This is a genomic window from Agaribacillus sp. DX54 (assembly GCF_056858335.1).
This window is the reverse complement of sequence record NZ_JBXEQE010000003.1, coordinates 347,771-374,030: the sequence shown is the minus strand read 5'-3', so window position 1 is coordinate 374,030 and position 26,260 is coordinate 347,771. Positions and strand designations below refer to the sequence as shown.

The 26,260-nt window shown below is 42.0% G+C and carries 20 protein-coding genes; 11 read left to right on the top strand and 9 right to left on the bottom strand.

What is annotated here, in order from left to right:
- Positions 1 to 110: 110 nt before the first annotated feature.
- Complete coding sequence (locus tag AC04NP_RS05930) at positions 111 to 659, top strand: class I SAM-dependent methyltransferase (RefSeq protein WP_482858591.1); 549 nt, start codon at positions 111 to 113, stop codon at positions 657 to 659.
- A 330-nt stretch (positions 660 to 989) separates the two neighbouring features.
- Here AC04NP_RS05930 and AC04NP_RS05925 read toward each other — a convergent pair whose 3' ends face one another.
- From AC04NP_RS05925 to AC04NP_RS05885, 9 genes are all read right to left on the bottom strand, one after another.
- Positions 990 to 1,169 carry a hypothetical protein gene (locus AC04NP_RS05925; protein WP_482858590.1) on the bottom strand — a complete coding sequence of 60 codons (180 nt, stop codon included), beginning with the start codon at positions 1,167 to 1,169 and terminating at the stop codon, positions 990 to 992.
- A gap of 123 nt (positions 1,170 to 1,292) precedes the next feature.
- A complete protein-coding gene (locus AC04NP_RS05920) occupies positions 1,293 to 1,574 on the bottom strand; it encodes a hypothetical protein (RefSeq protein ID WP_482858589.1) in 282 nt (93 codons plus the stop codon).
- A 43-nt stretch (positions 1,575 to 1,617) separates the two neighbouring features.
- Positions 1,618 to 2,841, bottom strand: a complete 1,224-nt coding sequence (locus AC04NP_RS05915) for a 6-bladed beta-propeller (protein ID WP_482858588.1) — start codon at positions 2,839 to 2,841, stop codon at positions 1,618 to 1,620.
- Between the two features lie 188 nt (positions 2,842 to 3,029).
- Positions 3,030 to 3,374, bottom strand: a complete 345-nt coding sequence (locus tag AC04NP_RS05910) for a hypothetical protein (protein WP_482858587.1) — start codon at positions 3,372 to 3,374, stop codon at positions 3,030 to 3,032.
- A gap of 123 nt (positions 3,375 to 3,497) precedes the next feature.
- Positions 3,498 to 3,935: a class I SAM-dependent methyltransferase gene (locus AC04NP_RS05905; protein WP_482858586.1), complete on the bottom strand. Its 438-nt coding sequence runs from the start codon at positions 3,933 to 3,935 to the stop codon at positions 3,498 to 3,500.
- 1,075 nt (positions 3,936 to 5,010) lie between these two features.
- Positions 5,011 to 6,189: a 6-bladed beta-propeller gene (locus AC04NP_RS05900; RefSeq protein WP_482858585.1), complete on the bottom strand. Its 1,179-nt coding sequence runs from the start codon at positions 6,187 to 6,189 to the stop codon at positions 5,011 to 5,013.
- A gap of 305 nt (positions 6,190 to 6,494) precedes the next feature.
- Positions 6,495 to 7,694, bottom strand: a complete 1,200-nt coding sequence (locus AC04NP_RS05895) for a 6-bladed beta-propeller (protein WP_482858584.1) — start codon at positions 7,692 to 7,694, stop codon at positions 6,495 to 6,497.
- Positions 7,695 to 8,033: 339 nt separating this feature from the next.
- The gene (locus tag AC04NP_RS05890; RefSeq protein ID WP_482858583.1) at positions 8,034 to 8,408 is read right to left on the bottom strand and encodes a hypothetical protein; all 375 of its coding nucleotides are present in this window, start codon (positions 8,406 to 8,408) and stop codon (positions 8,034 to 8,036) included.
- Positions 8,409 to 8,531: 123 nt separating this feature from the next.
- Positions 8,532 to 8,978, bottom strand: coding sequence for a class I SAM-dependent methyltransferase (locus tag AC04NP_RS05885; RefSeq protein WP_482858582.1), 447 nt, complete (start codon positions 8,976 to 8,978; stop codon positions 8,532 to 8,534).
- Between the two features lie 482 nt (positions 8,979 to 9,460).
- On the opposite strand from AC04NP_RS05885, the gene AC04NP_RS05880 reads away from it, so the two are divergent.
- From AC04NP_RS05880 to AC04NP_RS05835, 10 genes are all read left to right on the top strand, one after another.
- Positions 9,461 to 10,555, top strand: a complete 1,095-nt coding sequence (locus AC04NP_RS05880; RefSeq protein WP_482858581.1) for a FecR family protein — start codon at positions 9,461 to 9,463, stop codon at positions 10,553 to 10,555.
- A 290-nt stretch (positions 10,556 to 10,845) separates the two neighbouring features.
- Positions 10,846 to 14,286, top strand: coding sequence for a SusC/RagA family TonB-linked outer membrane protein (locus tag AC04NP_RS05875; protein ID WP_482858580.1), 3,441 nt, complete (start codon positions 10,846 to 10,848; stop codon positions 14,284 to 14,286).
- Positions 14,287 to 14,299: 13 nt separating this feature from the next.
- Positions 14,300 to 16,201, top strand: a complete 1,902-nt coding sequence (locus tag AC04NP_RS05870; protein ID WP_482858579.1) for a RagB/SusD family nutrient uptake outer membrane protein — start codon at positions 14,300 to 14,302, stop codon at positions 16,199 to 16,201.
- 46 nt (positions 16,202 to 16,247) lie between these two features.
- Positions 16,248 to 17,468, top strand: coding sequence for a DUF5000 domain-containing lipoprotein (locus tag AC04NP_RS05865; protein WP_482858578.1), 1,221 nt, complete (start codon positions 16,248 to 16,250; stop codon positions 17,466 to 17,468).
- A gap of 259 nt (positions 17,469 to 17,727) precedes the next feature.
- Positions 17,728 to 18,426 (top strand): DUF4998 domain-containing protein, encoded by a 699-nt coding sequence (locus tag AC04NP_RS05860; protein WP_482858577.1) that lies wholly within the window; start codon positions 17,728 to 17,730, stop codon positions 18,424 to 18,426.
- 3 nt (positions 18,427 to 18,429) lie between these two features.
- A complete protein-coding gene (locus AC04NP_RS05855; protein ID WP_482858576.1) occupies positions 18,430 to 18,939 on the top strand; it encodes a DUF5000 domain-containing lipoprotein in 510 nt (169 codons plus the stop codon).
- 318 nt (positions 18,940 to 19,257) lie between these two features.
- The gene (locus tag AC04NP_RS05850) at positions 19,258 to 19,827 is read left to right on the top strand and encodes an RNA polymerase sigma-70 factor (RefSeq protein WP_482858575.1); all 570 of its coding nucleotides are present in this window, start codon (positions 19,258 to 19,260) and stop codon (positions 19,825 to 19,827) included.
- Between the two features lie 206 nt (positions 19,828 to 20,033).
- Entirely contained in the window at positions 20,034 to 21,065 is a 1,032-nt protein-coding gene (locus AC04NP_RS05845) for a FecR family protein (RefSeq protein WP_482858574.1), read from the top strand.
- A 193-nt stretch (positions 21,066 to 21,258) separates the two neighbouring features.
- Positions 21,259 to 24,630 (top strand): SusC/RagA family TonB-linked outer membrane protein, encoded by a 3,372-nt coding sequence (locus tag AC04NP_RS05840; protein WP_482858573.1) that lies wholly within the window; start codon positions 21,259 to 21,261, stop codon positions 24,628 to 24,630.
- Positions 24,631 to 24,652: 22 nt separating this feature from the next.
- Complete coding sequence (locus AC04NP_RS05835) at positions 24,653 to 26,206, top strand: RagB/SusD family nutrient uptake outer membrane protein (RefSeq protein ID WP_482858572.1); 1,554 nt, start codon at positions 24,653 to 24,655, stop codon at positions 26,204 to 26,206.
- Positions 26,207 to 26,260 lie beyond the last annotated feature (54 nt).

Below are 26,260 nucleotides of genomic sequence, written 5' to 3'. Positions count from 1 at the left end.
AAAACAACCTTTTTTCGTCTCCAAAATGGAATTTCCTTAAACAATATTCACGTTAAACTATGGTACGAATTAAATATTTTGAAAAAAAAATACAAGACCATAAACAGAGTATGAAAGCACTTGACCGATACCTGCAAAATGTTAGAATCCAAAAAGCCAAAAAATACATAAAAAAAAATGATGTGGTTTTGGATATAGGAAGTTCAGATGGTGTCCTGTTTGAAAAATGTAAAGAAAAAGTACGCCACGGCTATGGTATTGACCCTATTTTAAGAGAAGAAAAAAGCGCTGCTTTTTATACATTAATACCAGGAAAGTTTCCTGAAGCAGTCCCTAAGGGTTTAACCTTTGATACCGTGCTTATGCTTGCAGTTCTGGAGCATATTCCAAAAAATATGCACGTTGCATTATCGAAGAATATATATGAATTATTGAAACCAGGGGGAAGAGTGATCATCACTGTGCCATCCCCTAAAGTGGATTATATTCTCAAAGTTCTTTTAAAATTGAATTTGGTTGATGGAATGAGCCTTGAAGAACATTATGGCTTTAATCATGGAGATACCAAAAAAATATTTTCAATAGGATATAGGCTATTGGTATGGAGAAAATTCCAATTTGGATTGAATAACCTTTTTGTTTTTGAAAAAATTGGATAATCGATGCAGTCCATATGAGTATGTTCCCATTTGGATGTTGCACCCACGCTTTTGAAACATATGTAATAGCGCTCAATTGTTGATTACCCAGGACATTTTTATTTTCAGAATTGAGCAAAAGGTGAGGTTTAATCAAATCAATAACCTTACCTCCTTTTATCTCTTCGTTAGGAAGGTTCTTATCGAATGAAATAATAGTGTGATATGACAACTCTTTATCTTGATTCACTGAAAAAATTGGATCACTCCATGATGGATGAAATAACATTTCTTTGCCAGATAATATAAATGGTTTTCTGTTTTTAACCCTCCTTATTCCATTTTCTTTTTTTATTGAAACATTTCAGAAAAGAGTTTGGTGAAAACAAAACCTTCGCTTGTCTGTGTTAATAAATCCGTACCTACATGTACAAAAGGATCGGTAAGCGAAAGGCTTACATTGGCTACCAAGCCCAACATAAATATACCAGCTGCAACATACCTCGGCTTGTTTTTAAATTTAGTTTTCATTTTAAATATGTAATTTTGTTCGAATTAATTTTGTTTTATCATGCCCTTTCGAGGTGCACGCCCTTGTCTCGTGTCGGCTTCCTGCTGGCCGGGGCAAGGTGTTTTCGGGTGCTTTTTTAAAGACTACATAGGCATCCTTTCTTTTTTTAGTGGTACATTTGTTTTGGTTTTTCTTTCTATTCCCTGGGAAGCAGTAGCTATAATATAGTTTGGCCGCTGTTTTTGAGCCATGTACATTTTGCCCAGGTATTCGCCCATGATCCCCAGTATGGTCAGTTGTACTCCCGATAAAAATAATCCGCTGGCGATAATGGAGGTCCATCCTGATACGGCATGGCCCAAAGCCATTATCACGATGGCATAAACGCCATAAATAACGGGGCTTGTTTTGAGTTCGGTTTTCATTGTGTACTTCACTTGTCTGGCATAGCCGATGAAAAAATAATTATTACTTTAAAGTAATTATTTGGATGATCAGGTTTCCAGTTGGCATGTGCTGCTCGATCATCTGTATAAATCCTTGTTTAAGCTCCGTATTCTTTACTTTAATTGATTCATAGTAATCATTTTTATACACTTTTAAAAAAGCACTAGGATAGAAATAATTAATAAGTTTACCATCGTTTGTGCCAGCCTTTGGCCAAAATGGCATACCTCCGTCGATATCATTATGAAATCCTACATCGTAGATATCATAATTAAATACGACATTACAATTAGAACCATCTGACTTATTGTAAAATACAGACTTCGCATATTGGTGATAGGAAAGGTTTATAAAAAGATAATCTTTGGTCTCTATCACTTTGCCCACTGAAACTTGCTCTTCTATCTTTTGAAGATATGCTTTTTTATTTGCCATGCTTTCCATATCAATTTGATCCGCATGCTTCGTTTCAATAAAATAGGTTGCTGAAATATTTTGTCCATCTCCTGATATTCTGTAAATGGTATCGTTAGCCACTTCTTTAAAAGTCAGCGTATCATAATAGTTATAAAATTGAGCGGGATATATAGGCATATCATTCGCTACCCTAAATGGTTTATGAGGCAAAAGTTGTTGTTTAATAGTACCGGTATGATCAATGACTTGTATAGAAAAATCTTTGGTGACCTTTTTTTCATAATTGTAATAGGCGGGAGGAATATAGCAAGCTATGAGATCATTGGAAATTTCCTTTATTCCATAGCTCCAAAAAGACAGATTTATTTTTTTCAAAAACTCCCCGGTAAGGCTAAAAATAAAAATGCAATTAAGATTACCATCATATATGTAAACTGATTCTTCGTGTTCATTTAAGCTAATTTTAGACAGACTGATATATTCCTCCGGGCCTTTACCTCGCTTTCCGATTGTTCTCAGAAATTTTCCTTTTAAATTGAATAGAAGAAGTTTTTCTTGCGACCGATCACTGATTAATACATACTTGTTGCCAACCTCTATTGCTGAAACTTTTCCGAATATGCTCCTGTCATTGACTTCCAAAACAACATATGCTATAGAATCAGCGATAGTACTTAGGTTTATTTTTTTATCTACTGACATTGCGTTTTTTATATTCACTATTTGGCATGATCCTTCATGTTCGTTTTGAGAACGGTCCGGTGTACAACTAAGAAGCAATAAGCTAATTATGCCTATTAGAATTGGTATGTTATCGTTTATCTTCATTTTTGGTATGTTATCGTTTATCTTCATTTGTAGATCAGGAAAAAGAGACTGCCTTATAAATGATATGTAAAAGTGCATAGTTTTAACTTAATCAGTGACCAATAGTATAAGACAGAGCGTCTGAATCAATCATTTCAATTTTCATACAGCGTTTTAAGACAGTCTCTTTTAATCAAAAAAACAGCTCTTTAAAAACTGGGTTCAGTGTAACAACCTTGTATAGCTTTTACGTCCTGTGGCTGACATCCCGTTCCGGAGCCTTCACAAGTCTGTACGTACCCTTCATGTATATCACTACCTGGTTGATCACGCATTATCTTATCTCCTCGTATTTCTCTTTTCCCAGTCTCAAATATAAATGTCTCAATACACAAAGCAGGTTGTCCAGTGGTGCCACTAGTAGCCTGTGCCAGCAGTTCAGCACCTACATGTACAAAAGGATCGGTAAGCGAAAGACTTACATTGGCAATCAGGCCGAGCAGGAATATACCAGCTGCAACATACCTCAACTTGTTCTTAAATTTAGTTTTCATTTTAAATATATAATTTTGTTCGAATTAATTTTGTTTTATCGTGCCCTTTCGAGGTGCACGCCCTTGTCTCGCGTCAGCTTCCTGCTGACCGGGGCAAGGTGTTTTCGGGTGCTTTTTTAAAGATTACATAGGCATCCTTTCTTTTTTTAGTGATACATTTGTTTTGGTTTTTCTTTCTAATCCCGGGGAAGCAGTAGCTATAATATAGTTTGGCCGCTGTTTGTGTGCCATGTACATTTTCCCCAGATATTCGCCCATAATTCCCAATACAGTCAGTTGTACTCCCGACAAGCGTGACAGTTGGGAGATGACCACATAATCGAATACACCTTCCAATAGGCTGTTTTCGGCATTGCCACAATGAAAAGACAAATGCGGGTACTGACAACGGGCCTTTTCAATTTTTTCATTTGACAGATCAATGCCCAGGCCTGTTTTTGGTTTAAGCGCATGAAGCAGGCTGCCTTCGCTACAGCCAATCTCGATTACAGAAGCGCCTGAAGGGATCACATTGGTATGGTAGCGTCGCAAAAAACGATGAACAAAACGATTTTTTTTCATAGCATTTCAAGGTGTTTGTGTGTTGATAAAAAATGTGGGTGATTCCAGCCAAGTAGTGCGGGGAAGAAATTTTTGAAGTGTTTTTTTTCCACAGAGCGGAGAATATTCCGGTCAAATACCAGGAATAAGACCGAGATGGTTACCATGAAAAAGTAATACTTTTTTACGTATTGCCAACTTTTTGCAATCATCTCATACTGATTTTAGTTTTTTTCAATTCATAGCCTTTCATTAAATCAAGGAAACTCAGCTGGCAGATGAGCTTTCCACTGGTCATTTAGCGCAGCAACTCTTACGATACTACATACACATGACCTATATTGGCTATCGAACCAGATAAAATGGCAGTAGCCAAATAATAAATAGTTACATTACTGTTATTCAGGATTATTGCATCATATTACAAGTCCTCAAAAGTGTACAATTTTTCATGTTGTGGAACAGGCTAAAAATTGATATGTCTTTGAAATCATAAAGGGTCTTCCTCTAACAGTAACAGAGACCGCCGGAAATTTCCTGTTCTATAATATTATAGAGGGAGTTAATAAAAGAAGTTATCCTGGTTTTAGATTTTTTTTTTAAGTTCAAAAACTTTACTGATGCCAGAATATTTACAAAGCAGGGGCTTGTATGTTACTATTCTCTGGTTCTGGTTTGAAAGGGTATAAGTGGTATGAAAATGTGCTTAATATTTCTTTTATCATAAATCACAGCCAAAACAGGCTTTTTGCACTTTCCTAAAAGCTCAAAACTTGAACTTTTATATCCGTAATATTGGAATTTTGGGTTAAGTGTTCGTGTTTTGAGTAATAATTCCTTTTTGGATGAAGATTCAATAAAGACTTTGCATGTAGACTTTTGGTTTCATTAAAGAACGTAACTGTGTCAAGTATTATGAGGTTTTGCTCTATTTGATACTGTTTAAAAGAAGCATAATGTAGTAGTTCGAGATCTTCACTTAAAGCTCTGACCTCTTCCTTGTAGTAACTCTCCATTTTTCTAAGCTTTGATTTAAGGGCCATTAAATACAGTGGGAAAGAGATCAATAGGGCTATTCCAAAGAACCAGTTGAGCTTCACCATTTTAATTTGCATACCAGGATTATTGTATCGGTAAAATTATCGTCAAAAGTTTCGAACATTCTTTTCAGAGGGCTGCTATCAGCAATCTGGTCAATGATGGACTTCTCCGAAGGGTTATATCCAAACATCATGGTTTCCTTCTTTTCATTATAGTACTTGCAACCACTAACAGCGAAACTTTCAGAAGGATGCCAGATATTGGTATATGATATTTTTTCTCCTTTTCTAATGATTACACTATATATATATTGAGTAGTAGAGCTCTTAAAAAGAAAATGTGATAAGGAATCACAAAATATAAGTCCTCCATATGTCAAATCAAATTCTTTAAAAGCATGGTGTACATCATAGTTTTTATCGATTGTTTCCTCTAAAAAATCAGGAGGTGGTGCGGCTTGAAATCTCAGTGAATACTTCTCCTCAATTTCCTCGTCTATCAGTTTATACACCCGATTTCCTAATATTTCGGCAAAAAAGACCTCACCTCGCTCATTGACATGAAAATTATTACTGCTCATAGAATGTAAAGCTGTAAAATCCTGATTTTCGTTAAAGGGGAAATAGCCTTTCGAAAACTGAAAATTGTCATCAGTGATGGTCAATCTAAATCTTTTTTTATTATCTATAGGAATATAATTGTTATAGAAGTAGTACTTATTATATAAATGACTATAAGCATGATTTGAAAAAGGGAAAGGTATTTTTTGTTCTTCAATAAAATTGCCAAGCAAATCAAAGAATATAAACTTTGCCAGGTAGCTGTCATATATTTCAACTCTTGATTTGTCTGAATTTAACACCACGCTGGAAATGGTTTTAAATTCCCCCGGGCCTTTTCTGTTGGTAGTGGTGATTCTCCCCAACAAATTCCCTGACATATCACAAATAAGTATGGACTTGGCAAATGTTTTGTCAATAACATAAAGGGTGTCATTGTTTACCAATATTCTATCTATCTGGCCTATGAAGTTGTTTTTATCAGTGTTTAATCTGATGATATCATAACCGCTAAACAGGCTTTCGAAGTTTGCCAGTTTTGTATCACCATTGGCTGTTTCTTTTATCAGATCAATGGTACTGCTGTTTACTTTGGTCGGATGTGTATATTCTATTTCCTTTTTACAAGAAATGATAGAAAGACAAAAAACTGCAATGTAAATGGTTTGTTTCATAATTATACTTTTTTAATACTATTATGAGAAGTGGTGCTATTTTAAAAAAAATTACTATTGCTTCAGGAGTAAGTGTAGACATTTGAGAAAGTGTATTACTCTTCATTCCCATTTCATTTTTATACCTAAACATTTTAATCTAAAAATATAGGGCCAAATCAATAGTATAACCAGGTGCATGAAGAAATAAATTACTAACAACAAATCCTTTTTTCTTCGCTTGTAGGCTCCCAGAAAAGCAAAAGGAAGTGAGTTTGGTTTTCAATTTCGTGAGAGTTATTCATATCTTTGCAATCTGATATTGATCATTTCACCCTATAAAAAATCAATACAGGGTTGCTTTCTATATTGATATTTAAGAGTCTTTGCTTTATTTCTTGCGTTTGTGATACTGTTTCGTTGGAATTGACTATATTTTTAAAATCATCGACCTTGTCCGGATGATTCCCGGGAGTAAACTTCTTGATAAAATATATTGAATCTGAAGCAAGAAAATTTTCATAAGTTATCTTTGGAAGCATATCATCAACGAGATGTATTTTTTCCCCTAGTTTCGATGATTTATCTATAAATACGCTGACGATAGCCAACCCTTTGTAAAATTGAAAAAAAATAAAATCATGGGTTTCAAAATAGTTCCGTATTGCCCACATGCTTTTGTATAATTCAAGCGTACTTATCAAATTTCCTTCGGCATCGTGTTGGCCGGCCCCCTGTCGTTTTTCTAAATCTGCCAGTTGTTTTATATCCAGTTGTTTCGTTGAATTTACTTCTATGAATGGCCTGATTTTCCCATCTTTAAACTGATAAATTCTGTTCATATAAGTAGTCATAAATTTTATGTCGCTTTTTGTACGATAAAAACTACTTTGCCCGAATTCGGTGGATGTATAAATACCGTTTCCCAACATTTCTTTGATGACTTTTCCCTTAGAGTCTACCAGGTATAGTATGGGAGATGACCCATTGGTGAGAGGGTTTATATGCACTAAGAATTGTCCGTTTTTCACATATTGAAATGACTTTGGTGTTCCTCTTATGTGTAATCTAAACTCTTCAATAAAGTCGCCATTTAAATCGTAAGTTATGATTTTTTTAGTTGTAGGATCTAATACGAAAAGATAGTTGGTATCCGTGTCAATTTCCCCTATTTGCAAATATTCTCCAGGTCCCTGCCCGGAATGCTTAATAGTTCTTATGTGCCGCCCGTTTTCATTAAAAAGCAATACCTTATTGACTGAACCCTTATCCAAAATTAAAATTTTCTTATCGACCAATTTGATTTGTGAAATATTTGACAGCAGGCTTTCTTTTTTGGTTTCTAAAGGGACAAAGTGATAAGAAACAAAAAGATCTGAGTACGGGATTGACTTTAAACTCCCAGCTTTGTTTTCATCAAAAATAATTAAATGAGGGTTTGTCAGATCTTCATTTTGAATATTCTTATTTGGTGAATGACATCCAAAAAGTAATATCAAGGCTATGGTAATTACAATATTTTTCATATAATGTTACATGTTATTATTTTTAAACAGAGTCAGTCTATAAACCCGGTTTTCAGAAAAACTGAATTCCCGGGATTCTCTCCCGGGAGGGGTAATCCACAAAGCCATTCAATTTTTCAGTAGTCTAATGACTTTACAGACAGACTTTAGTTCTACTTTGACACCTTATGCTACTATACCTAGTGGGTGTCAGGTTGAGCTCGTTGAAACCTTAATGCTCTCCATTTCGACTAGCTCAATGTGACCCATGAGGTAAATGTGTCAAAGTAGAATTAGGTACTCTTGTTAAAATTCCAATCTCTTAAGTTTTGGAAGACAGGAATTTGGCTGAATATCTATTTAATTACAAAAAAGCGTTAAAGTTGCTATGTTACCCTTGGTTAATACATTACATTCACTACTATAGGTAATCCGGATAGTACCCTCCCCAATATCACAACTACCAGAAAAGCCTGATTTACATTCTTTTTTTATTTTTTGTTTGCTAGGAAATACTTCGCCTCCACAGGTGATAGTCTCTAAATCGGTAGCTGTTACAATGGTTTCACAGCCATCATTTGTACCACTGTTGGTGCCACTAGTAGCCTGTGCCAGCAGTTCAGCACCTACATGTACAAAAGGATCGGTAAGCGAAAGACTTACATTGGCAATCAGGCCGAGCAGGAATATACCAGCTGCAACATACCTCAGCTTGTTTTTAAATTTAGTTTTCATTTTAAATATATAATTTTGTTAGAATTAATTTTGTTTTATCGTGCCCTTTCGAGGTGCACGCCCTTGTCTCGCGTCAGCTTCCTGCTGACCGGGGCAAGGTGTTTTCGGGCGCTTTTTTAAAGATTACATAGGCATCCTTTCTTTTTTTAGTGATACATTTGTTTTGGTTTTTCTTTCTAATCCCGTGGAAGCAGTAGCTATAATATAGTTTGGCCGCTGTTTGTGTGCCATGTACATTTTGCCCAGGTATTCGCCCATAATTCCCAATACAGTCAGTTGTACTCCCGACAAGCGTGACAGTTGGGAGATGACCACATAATCGAATACACCTTCCAATAGGCTGTTTTCGACATTGCCACAATGAAAAGACAAATTCGGGTACTGACAACGGGCCTTTTCAATTTTTTCATTTGACAGATCAATGCCCACTTCTGTTTTTGTTTTAAGCGCATGAAGCAGGCTGCCTTCGCTACAGCCAATCTCGAGTACAGAAGCGCCTGAAGGGATCACATTGGTATGGTAGCGACGTAAAAAACGATGAACAAAACGATTTTTTTCATAGCATTTCATTAAATAAAGGAAACTCAGCTGGCAGATGAGCTTTCCACTGGTCATTTAGCGCAGCAACTATTACGATACTACATACACATGACCTATATTGGCTATCGAACCAGATAAAATGGCAGTAGCCAAATAATCAATAGTTACATTACTGTTATTCAGGATTATTGCATCATATTACAAGTCCTCAAAAGTGTACAATTTTTCATGTTGCAGAACAGGCTAAAAATTGATATGTCTCTGAAATCATAAAGGGCCTTCCTCTAACAGTAACAGAGACCACCGGATAATTTCCTGTTCTATAATATTATAGAGGGATTTAAAAAACGAAGTTATCCTATCTTTTGAAATTTTTTTAAAACTCCCGGACCGGTATAATGGATGGGTACCTAAAGACATTTAAAAATCAGGTTTAAAAAAAAATTAGCTTTCCAAGGATAACTTCTACCCCCATCTCCCTCTTTATACTATAGAAGGTTAATAATAATTGCATGAAGTATCTAAATTATACTGTTGAAGATTTTGTGCTGGATAAGGAGTTTCGGGAATGGGTTATCAAGCCAAATAAGGAGCTAAATCTATTCTGGCAAAATTGGCTGGAAAAACATCCGGAGAAACGGGAAGTGGTGCGGCAAGCGGTGGAAATTATTATAAATTTACCGATCCGGCTATATGAAATCACGGAAGAAGAGATTGAAGACCTGTCTTCGAATTTGGAAAGATCTATTGAACGTAGCGAAGAGCCCTTGCCTGGATTGCAGCCAACCGAGATTCCATTAAATGCCCATGTGATTTCCAGCCAGCTAGCCAGAACGAACTCTAGTAGTAATATTAAGAAATGGATTTTTGTGGCGGCAACTGCTCTCTTAGCAATCGGGTTTAGCTATTACCTTTCGAGAGTATCAAATTCCAATTTTCCGGAAAAGGAAGTCAATAAAACCAAACTTACAGTCAGAGAAAACCCTAAAGGCAATAAGTCTACACTATTTTTAAGCGATGGCTCTAAAGTGATACTTAATGCTGCCAGTAAAATTTCATTTCCCCATCCCTTTAAAGAATACCATAGAGAGGTATACCTGGAAGGGGAGGCTTTTTTTGAAGTTGAAAAAGATGAAAACAGACCTTTCAGGGTGGTAACCCAAAATATGACTACAACGGTACTTGGTACCTCATTTAATGTATGTGCTTATCCTGAAGATCTGGACATCCGCGTTTCCTTAACCACTGGTAAGGTTACCATCGATAAGTTAAACAAGGAAGCTAACCCACAGGTCTTATCACCGGGAGAACAATTAATCTATCTAAAACCCGAAGATACTTTTCGCAAGACAAAATTCGATTTAAAAGAAGTTGTAGCCTGGAAAGATAATATACTTTTTTTTCGTGATGCCAGCGAAGCGACAGTGATAAAGAGGCTGGAATATTGGTATAACGTCGACATCAAAGTACTTAATCGAAGCCCTAAGGCCTGGGCAATCAATGCAGCGTTTGATAACAAGCCTTTGGCAAGTGTCCTACGCACCTTAAGTTATACCATGAATTTTGATTTTAGCATTGAGGGTACAGAAGTTACCATAGCATACTAACCATTCATACACAAATCTAAACCCCTTTCACAATGACAATGTATTTTGACAGTAGCTAAAAATTCCGGCAATGTTCTAGGAATATTGCCGGAACCATTGTTCCCTATCAGCATCGAAATATGGCAAGTTGGAAAAAGAGCTATTTCGGGATGATAGCGGGCTTTAATGAATTCATGTAAGACATTAAAACAACTAAATATATGAAAAATAAATGTTTACTAACATTACACAAGCTCATTATGTATTCATATTATGGTTTTCTATTACAACTTTTTTTTGTTGCTGCTGTTATGGCAACAGGAAAAGGTTATGGACAGAAGAGCGTAAAAGAGATCTATGTGAGTGTTAATTTTAACGATGACCACCTAAAAACAGTTTTTAAAAAGATAGAGTCGAGGACAGGCTTCAAATTTTCCTATAACCAAAGAGATATTGATAAACGTTTCCGGTTTAATAATCATTACCTGGACACCCCGCTACACGATGTGTTATTAGATGTTTCACGGGAAGCAAGGCTGAGCTTTGAGCGTATTAATGGTCAAATAGGTGTAAAACTCGTTAAAAATCACAGGAGATCAGGCGTGATTGAGATTTTGCCTGACAAGGAAATTTCAGGTAAAGTAACCGATGAAAACGATGAAGTTTTGCCGGGAGTTAATATTGTTGTCAAAGGTACGACCATTGGCACCGTCACTGATGCAGATGGTAACTATGTACTCTCTGTACCGGATGACGCTACTACACTGGTATTTACCTATGTAGGCTATTTGGCTAAGGAGGTGGCAATTGGCGCCCGAACCGTGATCGATGTAGCTTTGGCAGCCGACATTTCCTCCTTAACAGAGGTAGTTGTAGTAGGTTATGGCACCCAGAGGAAAGAGTCTGTAGTCGGTGCGATGACTTCGGTAAAGCCTTCCGAACTCAACGTTCCCGCCAGTAACCTCACGACTGCTCTCGCCGGACGGCTGCCGGGACTGGTGGCTTACCAGACCAGCGGAGAGCCGGGAGCGGACAATGCCCAGTTTTTTGTCCGGGGTGTAGCGTCTTTTAACAACCAGAATGGACCTTTAATTTTAATTGACGGGGTTGAGCTTACCGTAGATGATCTTGCCCGGTTGCAGCCTGATGATATTGAAAGCTTTTCCGTATTGATGGACCCGACCACTACCGCCATATATGGCGCCAGGGGGGCCAACGGAATAATCCTGGTAACTACCAAAACGGGTGAAGACGGGCCGGCAGTGGTCAATCTGAGGGTCGAGCATTCACTTAGCGAACCCGTGTCATTAGTGGACCTGGCCGATCCGGTCACCCACATGCGGTTGCAGAATGAGGCTAATCGAACCAGAGGAGATTTTCCTACATTTACCGAAGACCAGATAGCCGGCACTATAAGAGGCGGTAACCCCAATATTTTTCCGGCTACCGATTGGCATGAAGTACTGTTTAAGGATTACGCTTCCACCACACGTGTCAATCTGAACGTAAGGGGCGGGGGACAAAAAGTAAGGTACTATGTGGCCGGCTCTTTCAATAAAGACAATGGATTATTGAAAGTGGACCGGCAGAACAACTTTACAAACGGTATCAACCTGAGAAGGTACCTGATGCGCTCCAATGTCAATATCGATCTCCATGAAAATACCGAAATGATCGTAAGGTTGCATTCGACCATCGATGACTACCGGGGCCCGCTTCAGGGAGGCAATGCGATCTACAATGCAGCGGTAAGGACCAGTCCGGCGCGGTTCCCCGCTGTCTTCGATCCCGATCCCAGCCTTGAGGGCGTGCCGCATATCCCGTTCGGCAACGGTCTGCCTCCCCGTGGCAGTAGCTTTGGAGGTGATGGCGGTGTACCGGTATGGTTCAATCCTTATGCCGAGCTTCAGAGAGGCTACAGAGATACCCGGCGACAGCTTTCGCTGGTCCAGTTGGAGTTTAAGCAGGACCTGGGCTCGATATTGCCCGGCCTCAGCGCCAGATTTTTGGGAAACGCCAATACTACTTCCTTTTTTGAGAACAGGAGAGGTTATGAGCCCTTCTTCTATCGCCTTTCTACCTTTGATCCTTTTACCGAGGATTACCGGTTGATAAGAACTGCGCAGGCATCGGGTGACGAAGCCCTCGAGCTTTTGGGAGGTTCGCGTATCAATAACTCGGTACTCTATATGGAGGCTGCGATGAACTATTACCAGACTTTTGCTGAAAAACACCATGTAACAGGGCTCCTAGTATTTACTGCACGTGAATTTCTCGATGGTAATGCCTCCACCGTGCAATTATCCCTGCCCAGCCGCAACCTCACCCTGGCAGGAAGGTACAACTACGATTACGACAATCGCTATTTTGCGGAGTTCAATTTTGGGTATAATGGCTCGGAAAGGTTTGCCGAAAACAATCGCTTTGGCTTTTTCCCTTCTTTTGGTGTAGGTTGGCTGATTTCCAACGAATCGTTCTTCAGCGGACTTACCGGCGCCATCAGCCGCTTAAAACTCAGGGCGTCTTTCGGATGGGTCGGGAATGATCAGATCGGCAATGCCCGCACGGACCGTTTCTTCTATTTATCGGAAGTGGACCTGGGTAGCGGAGGAAACAGCGCCACTTTTGGCAGGGACCTCAATGAGTCTATACCAGGCGTGAGCATCAACAGGTATGCCAACCCCCTGGTCACCTGGGAGGAAGCGAGAAAGGCCAACCTGGGCCTGGAGGTAAATTTATTTAACGATGCCGTGCAGTTCAGGGCAGATGCCTTCCATGAGAGAAGGAGCAGCATCCTGCAAAACAGGGTAGATATACCTTCTACCCTGGGCCTTCAGGCGCCGCTGCAAACCAACGTGGGCGAAGTGATCGCCATGGGCATGGATGCCTCCCTGGATGTCAATCACTCTTTCAACAACGACCTCTGGATCACCGGACGGGCCACTTACACCTTTGCAGACAATGAATTTTCAGTATTTGAGGAACCTGACTTTGCTGCCATCGGCGCCCCATGGAGATCGAATATCGGTAATAACGTAAATGTGCAACATGGCTACATCGCCGAACGACTGTTCGTAGACGACGAAGAGGCGATGAACGCTCCCGCACAATTCGGTATAGCCGGGGTAGACTATGGCGGAGGAGATATCAAATACAAGGACCTGAATGGCGATGGTGTGATCACGACCCTGGACCAGGCCCCGATAGGCAAACCTACCATTCCCAAAGTAACCTATGGATTTGGTCTTTCGGCCGGCTACAAACGTTTTGACGTGAATGTATTCTTCCAGGGACTGGCCGAGGTTTCCTTCTTCATTGATCCGATCGGTACGGGTCCGTTCGTCAATACTGTGCAGGAGGCAGGTCTCAATGCCGTGGGCTCAGGTAACGGGCTGCTCAGCGAAAATGGCCTGCTACAGGCTTATGCCGATAGCCACTGGTCGGAAGAGAACCGCGATATATATGCCATATGGCCAAGGCTGTCCGAAACCGTGGTGCAAAATAATGTACAGAGGAGTACGTGGTGGTTGAGAAATGGTTCGTTCCTGCGGTTGAAGCAGGTAGAAGTCGGGTATGATCTGTTAGGGAACCCGGATAACAAACTGGGGCTGTCCACTTTGAGAGTATATGCTTCGGGCACCAATCTTGCCGTATGGAGCTTGTTTGATATGTGGGACCCGGAGCTGCAGGGCAATGGTTTGAACTATCCGCTGCAACGAGTGGTCAACTTAGGTATACATGTGGGATTTTAACAGACAAATGATCATGAAAACCAGATTTATAAAATATATTACATTAACTATTTTCATCTTATCCGGCACATCCTGTAAAGATTTCATAGATGTAGTCCCGGATAACATCGCCGTCATAGAAGATGCTTTTGAGACCAGGGGCAGTGCAGAACGCTTTCTGGCTACCCTGTACAGTTACCTGCCCCCGTTTGCGTCGATCGCTAACCCTGCGCTGGCGGCGGGAGACGAGATCGCGGTAAACGATAACGTAGCCAGAGACTGGCCGCCAAGGAGAATTGCAAGAGGGGGCCAGACCACCGTAGCGCCAATGCTGGGGTTTTGGGGCAACTCGGGTACCGTATCAAATATGTTTATTGCTTTGCGCGACTGCAATATTTTCCTGGAGAATATCGATAAGCCTTTTGATCTGCGGCAATCAGAGAAGACCAGGTGGATCGCGGAAGCCAAATTCTTAAAAGCATATTATCATTTTTATCTCATGCGTATGTACGGGCCTGTTCCGATCATCAGAGAGAACCTTGAAGTAAGCAGTGATATTGAAGCGGTCAGGGTAAGCAGGGACCCGGTGGACGAGGTAGCGGCTTATATCGTCGAATTGCTTGATGAAGCTATTCCCGACTTACCACTTGTCATTGAAAGCAGAGGGCTGGAGCTGGGAAGAATCACGGCCCCTGTAGCTGCCGCCATCAAAGCCCGGACATTGATAACAGTGGCCAGCCCTTTGTTTAATGGCAACGCAGACTACAGCGGATTTGTCGATAAAGATGGCAGGCAGTTGATCAGCTCCACGGTCGATAATGACAAGTGGGTGAGGGCCGCCGAAGCCTGCAGGGAGGCTATTGATCTGGCCCACCAGACAGGGCATGCGCTGTACGAATTTCCCGATGCACCGGCGGACTGGTCTGACACCACGGTGACCAAGCTGAGCATCAGGGGCAGTATTGCCGAAAGATGGAATGACGAAGTGATCTGGGGTGACTCGAATAGCCCTGTCGCGGCGCTGCAATCCCAGTCACAAGCAAGGATCGTCCCGGGACTTGCTTCGGAATTCATTAATAGTGTGCAATCCTGGTGGTCCCCCCCCCTGAGGATAGCCGAAATGTTCTATACGGAAAACGGCGTGCCGATCGATGAAGATCGAAACTACGATTTTGAGGGCCGGTACGATATAGCTACGGCAGATGATGCCCATCGGCACTATGTGAGGCCCGGGTTTCAGACCGCTGCTTTACACTTGCACAGGGAGCCTCGGTTTTATGCCTCCCTGGGGTTTGACGGAGGTGTCTGGTTTGGCCATGGCCAAACCAGCGATGAAGATGCATATATAGTAGAAGGAAAAAGGGCTGAAAAATCAGGAATACTGGATCCGAACACGTGGGCGCTGAGTGGGTACTGGGCTAAAAAGCTGGTTTATTATGAAAATGTGCAGTTTGCACAGACGGCTGGATATAATGTGAGGTCGTACCCCTTTCCGGTAGTGCGCCTGGCAGATCTCTACCTGCTGTATGCCGAGGCTTTGAATGAGTCTGACCGGATAAGTGAAGCCTACGAATGGATCGATAGGGTACGGGCCCGTGCAGGACTGGACGGTGTGGTACCATCGTGGGCCGCTGCTTCCCAAGATCCCGGCAAACCATCAGAGAAAGAAGGCCTGAGAGATATCATTCAGGATGAGCGCATGATCGAACTGGTGTTTGAAGGCCATCGCTTTTGGGACCTGAGAAGGTGGAAGAGGGCTGCGGAATTTTTAAACAGCGATATACGTGCCTGGAATGTCCATGGTGAGACTACGGATGATTACTACAAGGTGATATCAGTAGGGACCTATCAATTTCTGAACAGGGATTATCTGTGGCCCATTGCAGAGACAGATATCATTGCCAATACCAATCTGGTCCAAAATCCGGGATGGTAATCTTAATTCTATAAATATAAACATCATGAAAATAAATATGAACATCATGAAAAATAATATATTTCCATTGATGGCCATTATTTTTTTGGCCGTGGGAGTACTCGCCTGCCAGGAAGAGCAAGACGAAAGAGGACTGGCTGCTCCTGATCCCAGCCCGCCGGGGATTGTTTCCGAGATAGCCGTCACCAACCTGCCGGGAGGCGCTAAGATCGAATACAAGCTTCCCGATGATCAGGATGCCTTGCTGGTAGAAGCCAGCTACAGGTTGGGTAATGGAGAAACAGTGACGGCAAAATCTTCCATATTCAAAAATTTTGTTACTATCGAAGGGTTACGCCAGGCGGAGTCTCAGGAGGTGAGCCTGGTGGTTGTAGACAGGAGTAATCACCGCTCTCCACCTGTAGTGGTATCGATAAGCCCCGAAACAGCTCCGATCGATAAACTTTTTGCAACTTTTGAATTGGAGGCTGATTTTGGGGGCGTGAGACTTAATTATAATAATGAAGATGAAATAAGAGCAGAATTACTTTTTTACGTTCAGGATGAAAGCGGAAGATTGGTTTACAGCCAATCGGCATTTATCAGCAGTGACAACAGGTCAAAGCACGCGTTCAGAGGTTTTCCTGCGGAGGCTGCTACGTTTGGTATCGCAGCCATTGACCGATGGGATAATGCTACTGAGATTATGGAAGCCGAAGTATTACCTTTGGAGGAGGTCTTATTTGACATTTACGATTTTAATGATATTTATCTGGATGGTGATGAGACCGATGCATTTGGCTGGGTTAAGACCAATATGTGGGATGGGTCTATTGAAGGATCAGGATTTCACACGCCTACGACTACACCGGGAGCTCTTATTCCCCCTTATACCGAAAGTTATCACATGTTTACCGTCGATCTTGGTGTTACAGGCAAGCTTAGCCGGTTTAAGTTTTGGCAAAGGGCGGGACCTTTTCTTTTCAGGCATGGAAACCCAAAACGCTTTGAGCTCTGGGGTATCGATGAAATACCCGCAGATAATGGGGCTTCTTTTGATGGCTGGACAAGATTGGTTGAAAACGGGGAGGTAATCAAGCCATCCGGAGGCCCGGATGGCTCTAATAGCCCGGAAGATGTGGCACAGGGAGCGGCTGGAGAAGAATATGAATTTCCTCTTGAGGCCCCTCCCGTCAGGTATATTCGTTTTGTCAACATTGAAACTTGGGGTGGCGCTAAATTTTTGAATTTAATGGAGTTGAATTTTTGGGGGCAGCCCGCCGAATAGTTACCGGAAAAAATGTTCAGGCAATGACAATAGCGATGATCTTAGGATCTGTGCAACTATAAAATGACCGGAAGATACGTATTTATTTGGTTGGCCAAGGTTCCCCGTCGGGACGAAAAACAAAGGCATAGCAGCGCTCTGGCGCGTATTTTCAACGCAGTTGGCAAGCCAAATACCTAGTAGAAATGGGCAGGTTATAGCTGAACAGATCCTTAAAAGCGGATCATGATTGTTGCTGCCAGACTTAAAAAATATAATTATGACAACGATAAAAAAAATAATACATAATAGCTGGGTGCACTTAGCGGTACTTTCTATAGTGATCGTCGCCTGCGAAACGACAGAAGAGACTTTTGAGGAATTCAGGAGAGACGGTGAAACAATCTACATAGGAGCCCCGGATAGCGTCATTGTTGCACCGGGTTTTGAAAAGCTGCGATTTTGGGTAGCTATCAATGCAGACCCCAAGATCAGTAAAGGGCTGCTGGAGACCAATGCGGATGACTTCAGGCACGAGTTTGAGGTGGTAAGGACCAGAAATGGTCGTGATACCATTACTTTTGACCTTGACCTGGATGAGGGAGAGTATACCTTTAGTCTTTTTTTAATGGACGACCTGAGTAACCGGTCGGTCAGACGCGAGGTGCCGGCCACTGTTTTTGGCCAAAACTACCGGGCCAGCCTTCTCAACAGGGGGATCTCAGGGATAGATACGCTTGCCGGTGAAGCCATTATCCACTGGGCTGATGCCGTCCCCGGTATCCTTCTTACGGAGCTTACTTACGAAGATGGCGCCGGTGCGATGCAGACCGCTATGGTGGCTAATGAAGATCCGGAAACCGCAATAAGCAGTTACAAGCCAGGTGGAAAGATCCGGGTTTCCAGTACTTATAAACCCGCTGACAATGCCATAGAGGTGTTTAGCGCCATTCCTTCGGAGTTTTCATTTCCCGATTAACTTTTGTCGGATAAAACTTCGATCACTGCCTTAGCACTGGAATGGGATGCATCCGGGGGATGTTTTGGTTCTTCCTATGCCCACTTAACCGACGGTGCTACCGGTGAATACTGGCATAGCTGTGATACGCCTGGCGATCAATATCCGTGGGTCATGAGCTTTGATATGGGTGTGGCAGCCAGCCTTAGCCATTTCAGACCGGACGAAAGGTCTGGTTGCTGTGGCGGCAGAAGCCCGGCCGCCTGTCAGGTTTGGGGTATTAACGACTTGACAAATGCGGTCACTGCAGATATTGATGCAGGTACCATTGCCGATTGGGAAGCAGATGCGGTTGCTAAAGGCTGGGTCAAATTATTGGATGTTACGGATAACAACCTGGCTACATTTGAAGTGGATATACCCGAAAACCCCAATAAATTCAGAGATATCAGGATAGTTGGTATATCATCTATCGATGGTGATTTAGCGGCAAATTTTGATGAATTCACTTTTTGGGCTACCGGGATAGAATAAGTTGTTTCAGCCGGTTTTTCAGAAGCAGTTAAGGAGTGACTCTTTAACTGCTTCTTGCCCCTGTTGAGCGAACCATTTTAAAACCAGAACAATAAATACGGGGATTTCGACAACAATAACGCCCTATGCGGCATCTTCTGCCTGTCATAGGCAAATTCAGTATAGGCTCATGCACATCATGAGGAAGAAACGATGAAAATATTTAGTTAATTTTAATTGCTGTTATTCAGAATTTATGAGGATAAAAAAGTTTTAGATTAGGCATTTAAGCCGTTAATCGGTCAAGATCTGATTATGACTTGATACATTATGAACAACATGGCTGACAAAAGGCTTGTTTCGAAGTTAAGAAAAGGGAAGGTTCGCGCTTTTGATCAATTATTTCAAAAGTATAGCGGAAAACTTTACGCCTTTGTATTGAGTTACACCGGATCGCATCAGGAAGCGGAAGACATTACGCAAGAGGTATTCTTTAGGGTCTGGCAAAACAGGCATAACCTTAATCCCGACCTTTCCTTTAACGCCTACCTCATTGTCATCGCCAGAAACATGATACTCAATCTATTCAAGAAACGGGCACAAAGTAATAAGTATGTGTGGCATTCGAAGCACAGCGCGTCACTCACCAATCAAACCGAAGATTACGTCATTTTTTCAGACCTTCGTCATCATGCCCACATCAGTGTGGAAAAACTCCCTTCCAGATGTAAACAGATTTTTATGCTAAGCAGAAAGAACGGATTGTCGGTAAAGGAAATCGCAGAGCGGCTTCATATATCCCCCAGTACGGTTGAAAACCAGATTAACAAAGCATTGAAATTGATAAGAAAAGATCTCGGATCAAAGGAAATGCTGGTGGTTTTCCTCATTTCTACCTGCCTGTACTAGTATTTCATGGCTTTTTAAACAATTATTTGATTCGGCATAGGTGCTTTGTGCCAGTAAATTGTATTTAATTCATCGATACAAAGGTATGGCGAGTCGAAGGTTTAATCTTATGTACTTTCTCCCTGTTTTCGGGCTGAAAAAGATCCGGGTATGCGGGGGCCAAAGACGTGTTTTCTTATGTTTGAATGGTATGTTAAATAACGATTGTGGACAAAAAACTCTTAAAGAAATTCATACAAGGTAAATGTACCTGCGAAGAATCTCAGGTTGTGATAGCATGGTTTAATGAGCACGGAGAAGCAAAGTTTTTGAAATTAATTGAGGAAGATTGGTATAGCTGGGAAAGTGACATCGGTGAACATTCCGACCAGCTTCGGAATGCTTTACAAAAAATTCATGCTAAAATATCGGAAAAGGAATTAAATCTGGTACACAAAGAGAAGCAAATTTCATCTGCTCCTGCTCCCTATAAAAGCCCCGATTACACCAAATATGCTGTGGCTGCGGTAATCAGCTTACTGCTGGTAGTGGCTATTACCTATTATACAGCGCGTTTACCGGATCCATCTAAGGATGAAACCGGGGTGGCGTTAAAAGCGAAGCAGGTTCCCTTTGGTCAAAAGGCGACTATTTATTTGGGAGACGGAACAAAAGTGATGCTAAATGCCGGTAGCTGTATAACATTTCCCGAAAAATTTCCCAGCCATTCAAGAGAGGTTTTGTTGGAAGGGGAGGCCTTTTTTGAGGTGGTAAAGGATGAGCAAAGACCCTTTTCGGTCGTCAGTGGCGATGTAACAACAGTAGCCCTGGGTACTTCATTTAATGTAAAGGCCTATTGTAACGTGGACGAGGTAGAAGTGGCGCTGGCGACCGGTAAAGTAGCGGTAAGCGATCGGCACTATAAAACAGCACCGGTAGCATTGGCTCCCGGTGAGCTACTTATTCTGAATACTTCCAACGGAGCTTCCAGAAAAGAGCACTTTACAGCAAAAGAAAAGTTGGGTTGGACCAATCACCTCCTGTATTTTAATGAGGCCGAGGCGTCGGAAGTGTTCACGACATTGGAGCGATGGTATGGTGTGGAATTCATATTTAACAAAGCGGTCGAAAAGAGATGGAGATACAGCGGGGAGTTTAAAAACAAAAGCCTGGAAATTGTTTTAGAGGGGATTTCTTATGTGAAAGCATTTGAGTTTTCTTTCAAAGAAGGAAAGCAAGTTGAAATACATTTTAAATAGTGACCAATAACCAAAAAGGAAAAATATGCAGTTTGACACTTCATAAAATAAAACCCGGTGAATAAAGTATTCACCGGGTTAACAAGCCAAAACCTTTTTTGAGCGGATATCATTGGCGTGATCACATTTACTCAGGGGTTTTGGTGAACCGGATCATTAGTAAAAAGATTACTAACTACCTAAATGCAAAGATATGAAAATAAAAGTTATACGATTAATCATGATACTTTCAAAATACACCGTTTATAGTATCATTATTCAATGTATTTGCTATAATATTCTGTTGGCCGATGAAACATTGGGACAGAAACAACAGCGTTTGAAGGAGGTTTATATTACCATGAATGCCTTCCATGATGCACCCCTGGAAAACATATTTTCCAACCTGGAGTTAAAAACCAACTTCACCTTTAACTATGATATCGAAGACCTGCAAGGCGAAAGGCTGACGATAGGGAAAAAAGCTTCAAAAGTCAACCTTTATGATTACCTGCTCGAGGTGGCCGAACGGGCTAATCTTAGGTTTAAGAGAATCAATGAAAACATTCATGTAAGTATGGGAGACAAGCCTAAAAGGCGATTGAAAGAAAAATATTTAACGGAAATAGTATGGGAAAAGGAAATCTCCGGGAAAGTAACAGATGAAAATGGTGCCGAACTACCGGGCGTAAATGTATTAGTGAAAGGTACGGACATCGGTACCATAACAGATGTTAATGGCAACTTCAGCCTTAAAGCACCGGATGATGCCTCGGTATTGGTTTTTTCCTATGTAGGTTATATTACGGAAGAAGTAGAAATAGAAGGCAGATCTGTTGTTAACCTGTCGCTGACACCTGATCTCTCCACACTTTCGGAAGTGGTGATCGTTGGGTATGGCACACAAAGAAAACAAGAGTTGACAGGCGCAGTGAGCTCTATTAAAGGTGAGCAAGTGAGCAGTGCGGTAACCGGCAATCCGACACAGGCTTTGATCGGGAGGGCTACGGGCGTAAGGGTTGAAATAAACGGAGGCGCCCCTGGAGCCGGTGCTAACGTGATCATACGGGGTACAGGCTCCCTGAGTAATCAGGATCCTTTATACGTGATTGATGGCGTTTTTTCCGACAACATGAATTTTATCAACCCATCGGACATAGAATCCATAGAAGTGTTAAAGGATGCTTCCACCGCCTCGATTTACGGGGCCAGATCCGGACAGGGCGTAATTATTATTACCACTAAAAAAGGTAGTGAGGGGCAGCCTATGAGCGTAGATTTTGATGCGAGCTGGGGGATGGCCCAGGCAGTCAGGCAGCTTGATTTCTTGAATGCCCGCGAATACATTGCCAACAGAGAGCAGGCTTTCAACAATGACGGCACCCCACTTCCGGGTAATTTCTACGACTTTGACCCAAATGTTGATTCCGATATACAGGATGCTTCATTGCGAACCGCCCTGACGCAAAACTATGGCGTAAGGATTTCGGGAGGGGGTAGGCAAAGCACTTACAGCATTTCAGCCAACAGGTTAGATCAGGAAGGCATTGTCAGGGCTTCCGATTTTGAGAGAACGGCTTTCAGGCTCAATTCCTCCCTAAGAAAAGGCAGATTTAACCTAAACCAATCGCTGTTTTTGGCCAGATCCATCAATAGGCCGAACACAGACTTCGGAAGTGAGTTTGGTCATATCCCGGTAGTGCCCATACGCGATGAAACACTTGACGGGGGATTTGCAGCCGCCAATACAGGGGTAGCCGGTATTTCGAGATCTGCGAATTGGTTGGGTGTAGCGCTGCTTACCGAGCGGAAAAATACCAATGACAATATTCTGGGAAACCTGGGAAGTGAATTCGAAATAACCGATGGGTTGAGTTATAAATTGAATCTTTCCATCAACTATGGAAACAACCGGAACTTTACTTTTGCTCCCACTTATTTTACCAGCAATTCGGATGTGGGCTTGAATCCCGTAGCAGATTTAAGTGACAACCGCAGCACGTTTGTATCCACCATTGTGGAAAACCTCCTTACCTATAACAAGCGTTTTAACAATCACAACATTGATCTGCTGGCCGGGTATTCGGAGCAGAAAGATAATACGGAGACCATAGGGGTGGAAGTGGAAAACTTTCTTAGCAATGATACCAGGACGATTAATGCCGGAAGTGATTTTGTCAGCAGGACGGGTGCCAGCTTGCCCAGAAAGATCAGGAGTATATTTGGAAGGGTAAACTATAATTATTCCGGAAAGTATCTGTTTTCCGCATCGGTAAGGAGGGATGGCTCCTCCAACTTTGGCGAGAAAAACAGATTTGGCGTATTTCCTTCCGTAGCTGCCGGCTGGAATATTTCCGAGGAGTCATTTTTTAAGCTCCCCTTTATCGACGATTTAAAGATCAGGGCGAGCTGGGGTAAACTCGGCTCTGATAACCTCGCTCCCTTTCAGTATGTTACCGCCCTTAATATTACAAGTCAATACACATTGGGTACTTCCCAGGGACGCGAAAATGGCGTTGCCCAGATCCAATTTTCCAACCCGGATTTAAAGTGGGAAGAAACAGCCACCACCGACATTGGGCTTGAAGGCAGCCTGCTCGAGGGAAAAATTGACTTTACCATTGATTATTTCAAAAAGACCTCAGAGGATATTCTCGTGTCGCTTCCGGTAAATCCTACTTCGGGAACCAACGTTTCAATACCGTTTAATGCCGCCACTGTTGAAAATGCAGGTTGGGAACTTTCAGTGACTTACAAGAAAGCCACCGGCGATTTTCAATACGCCTTAACCGGAAATTTCAGTACCCTGAACAATGAGGTAATAGATCTTGGAGAAGGCGTAAACCCGATAAGAAGTGGTCAGTACACCGACGAGACCTTTTCCGCTACCAGAACAGAAGCAGGTTTTCCGGTAGCCTATTTTTATGGGTATAAAACAAACGGGGTCTATCAAAACCAGGATGAAATCGATGCCGATGGACTCTCGGGAAGGAGTGTGGTACCCGGCGATTTGCGTTTTGTCGACCTCAATGGGGATAAAATTTTAGATGCCAATGATCAAACCTTGCTTGGAAGCCCGATCCCGGATTTTGAATACAGCCTTAATTTCGATGCCACCTATAAAGGTTTCGATTTGGCCGTATTTCTGCAAGGCGTCGAAGGAAATGAAATATGGAATGGGAGGCTATTTGAGGGCGTATTCGTACCTAACGGCGTCAAAAGAGGGATAGTCAGGGATGCCTGGCGTCCTGATAACCCTTCTGACATACCACGTGCTACCATCGGCGATCCTGGTGTAAATAGAAGAGAATCAGATTTTTATGTGGAAGATGGTGCTTATTTAAGGCTTAGGAATGTTACTTTAGGTTATACATTTCCGCCTTCTCTCATCGAAAAGCTTACTATTTCAAAATTAAGGGCCTATGTGAATGTCGAAAATGCATTTATCATTGACAGCTATTCAGGTTATTACCCGGAAATCGGGAGAAATGTAAGAAGGGGTGACGATCTTTTTAACCGGGGAGTGGACGAAAACGTCTATCCGGTGCCCAGAACAATAACATTTGGCGTTCAGGTTTCACTTTAGTAAAATTTTAAAAGTTAAAGCAATGAACATTCTGAAAAAGATATTTTTAACTTTTGCCGTCATGTTGTTTACGGTAACGGCGTGCGACAAAGATTTCCTGGAGGTTACAGATGAAAACAGGTTGAACCCCGATGTGTTTTGGGAAACCGGTGATCATGCGAGACGAGCCATCATAGGTGCCTATAGCCCTTTGGCCAATCAATTTGCCTGGGGAAGGATGATGATTATTCATACGATGTATAGATCGGATGCCACCAACCCGATACCCGCCCAGGGCGTTGCAACCGATGCGGCTAATTTTTCTATCGAGCCGACTTTTGCAAGATTAAGCGAAATATGGGGCGAATTCTGGAAAACTATTCTTAGAACGAATACTATTTTAGTGGAGGTGCCGACGATAGAAGACCTTTCATTTTCAGATCAGGAAAGGGATAATATTTTGGGTGAAGCTTATTTTCTCAGAGCGTTTCAGTACTTTTATTTAGTCACTATGTTTAGAAACGTTCCCCTGATCACCGAACCTGCACTTTTGCTCGATGAAGTGAAAAATGCCCCGGCCGAACCGGAGAAAGTTTGGCAACAGATTATCAGCGATTTAAAAATGGCCCAATCGCTGCTTCCGGATGATTGGGACGGCGCGAATACCGGGAGGGCCACCTGGGGCGCTGCTACAGGATTATTAGGCAAAACCTATTTATATCGTTCGGGCATCGATAACACCGACGAATACAGCCTGGCTGCAGCCGAGTTTAAAAAAATTATCGATACCGAAGGTGTCTTATATGATTTGATGCCGGATCATGCCGATAATTTTGGAGATGATCAGGAAAACAATAGGGAATCACTTTTTGAAATTCAATATGATGATCATACCATCGGCTGGGGCGCAGATACTGACAGTGATTTACGTACTGCAGCCTGGGAGCCTGATTTGGCCCCCCCTGGTTTTACCAGTCAATCGGGAATGCTCATCAACACCTGGGTAAGAGATGCCTTCCTTGCCGAACAAACTATCGATGGGGAAATCGATCCGAGGACATTTAATACGATCCTGTGGAACGAACCTGGGGTAATGGTTTATGAAGTACCTTTTCAGGAGGCTTTTAGTGACCTCAATACAGTGGCGGTGCGTAAGTATCTGGATTTCAGGCCGGGCAAAGAACAGTCTGACTTTGGCTTTGCGGGCTTTCCCTCTGTGATCAATTGGCGTATCATGCGGTATGCCGATATTCTGTTAATGTATGCCGAAGCTGAAAATGAAGCAAATCCGGGGAGCCCTCTGGCCTTGGAAGCATTGAACAAAGTAAGAGACAGATCCGGGATGCCCCCAAAGCCGGCATCCGGTCAGGCAACATTGCGGCAGCAGATCCGGGATGAGCGTGTACTGGAACTGATATTTGAAGGAGACCGCTTTCATGACCTGTTAAGATGGGGCCTGATACCTGATGCTATCACCGATGACATGAAATCAAATATGGGAGGATCCCAATATAAGCCAGGGAGGGAATATCTGCCCATACCGCAGATAGAAATAGATACTAATCCTTTATACAAACAAAATCCTGGCTACAACTAATTAACTATTTTCCAAATAAAAAACACGATCTGGCATCAAAAGCCAGGTTGTGTT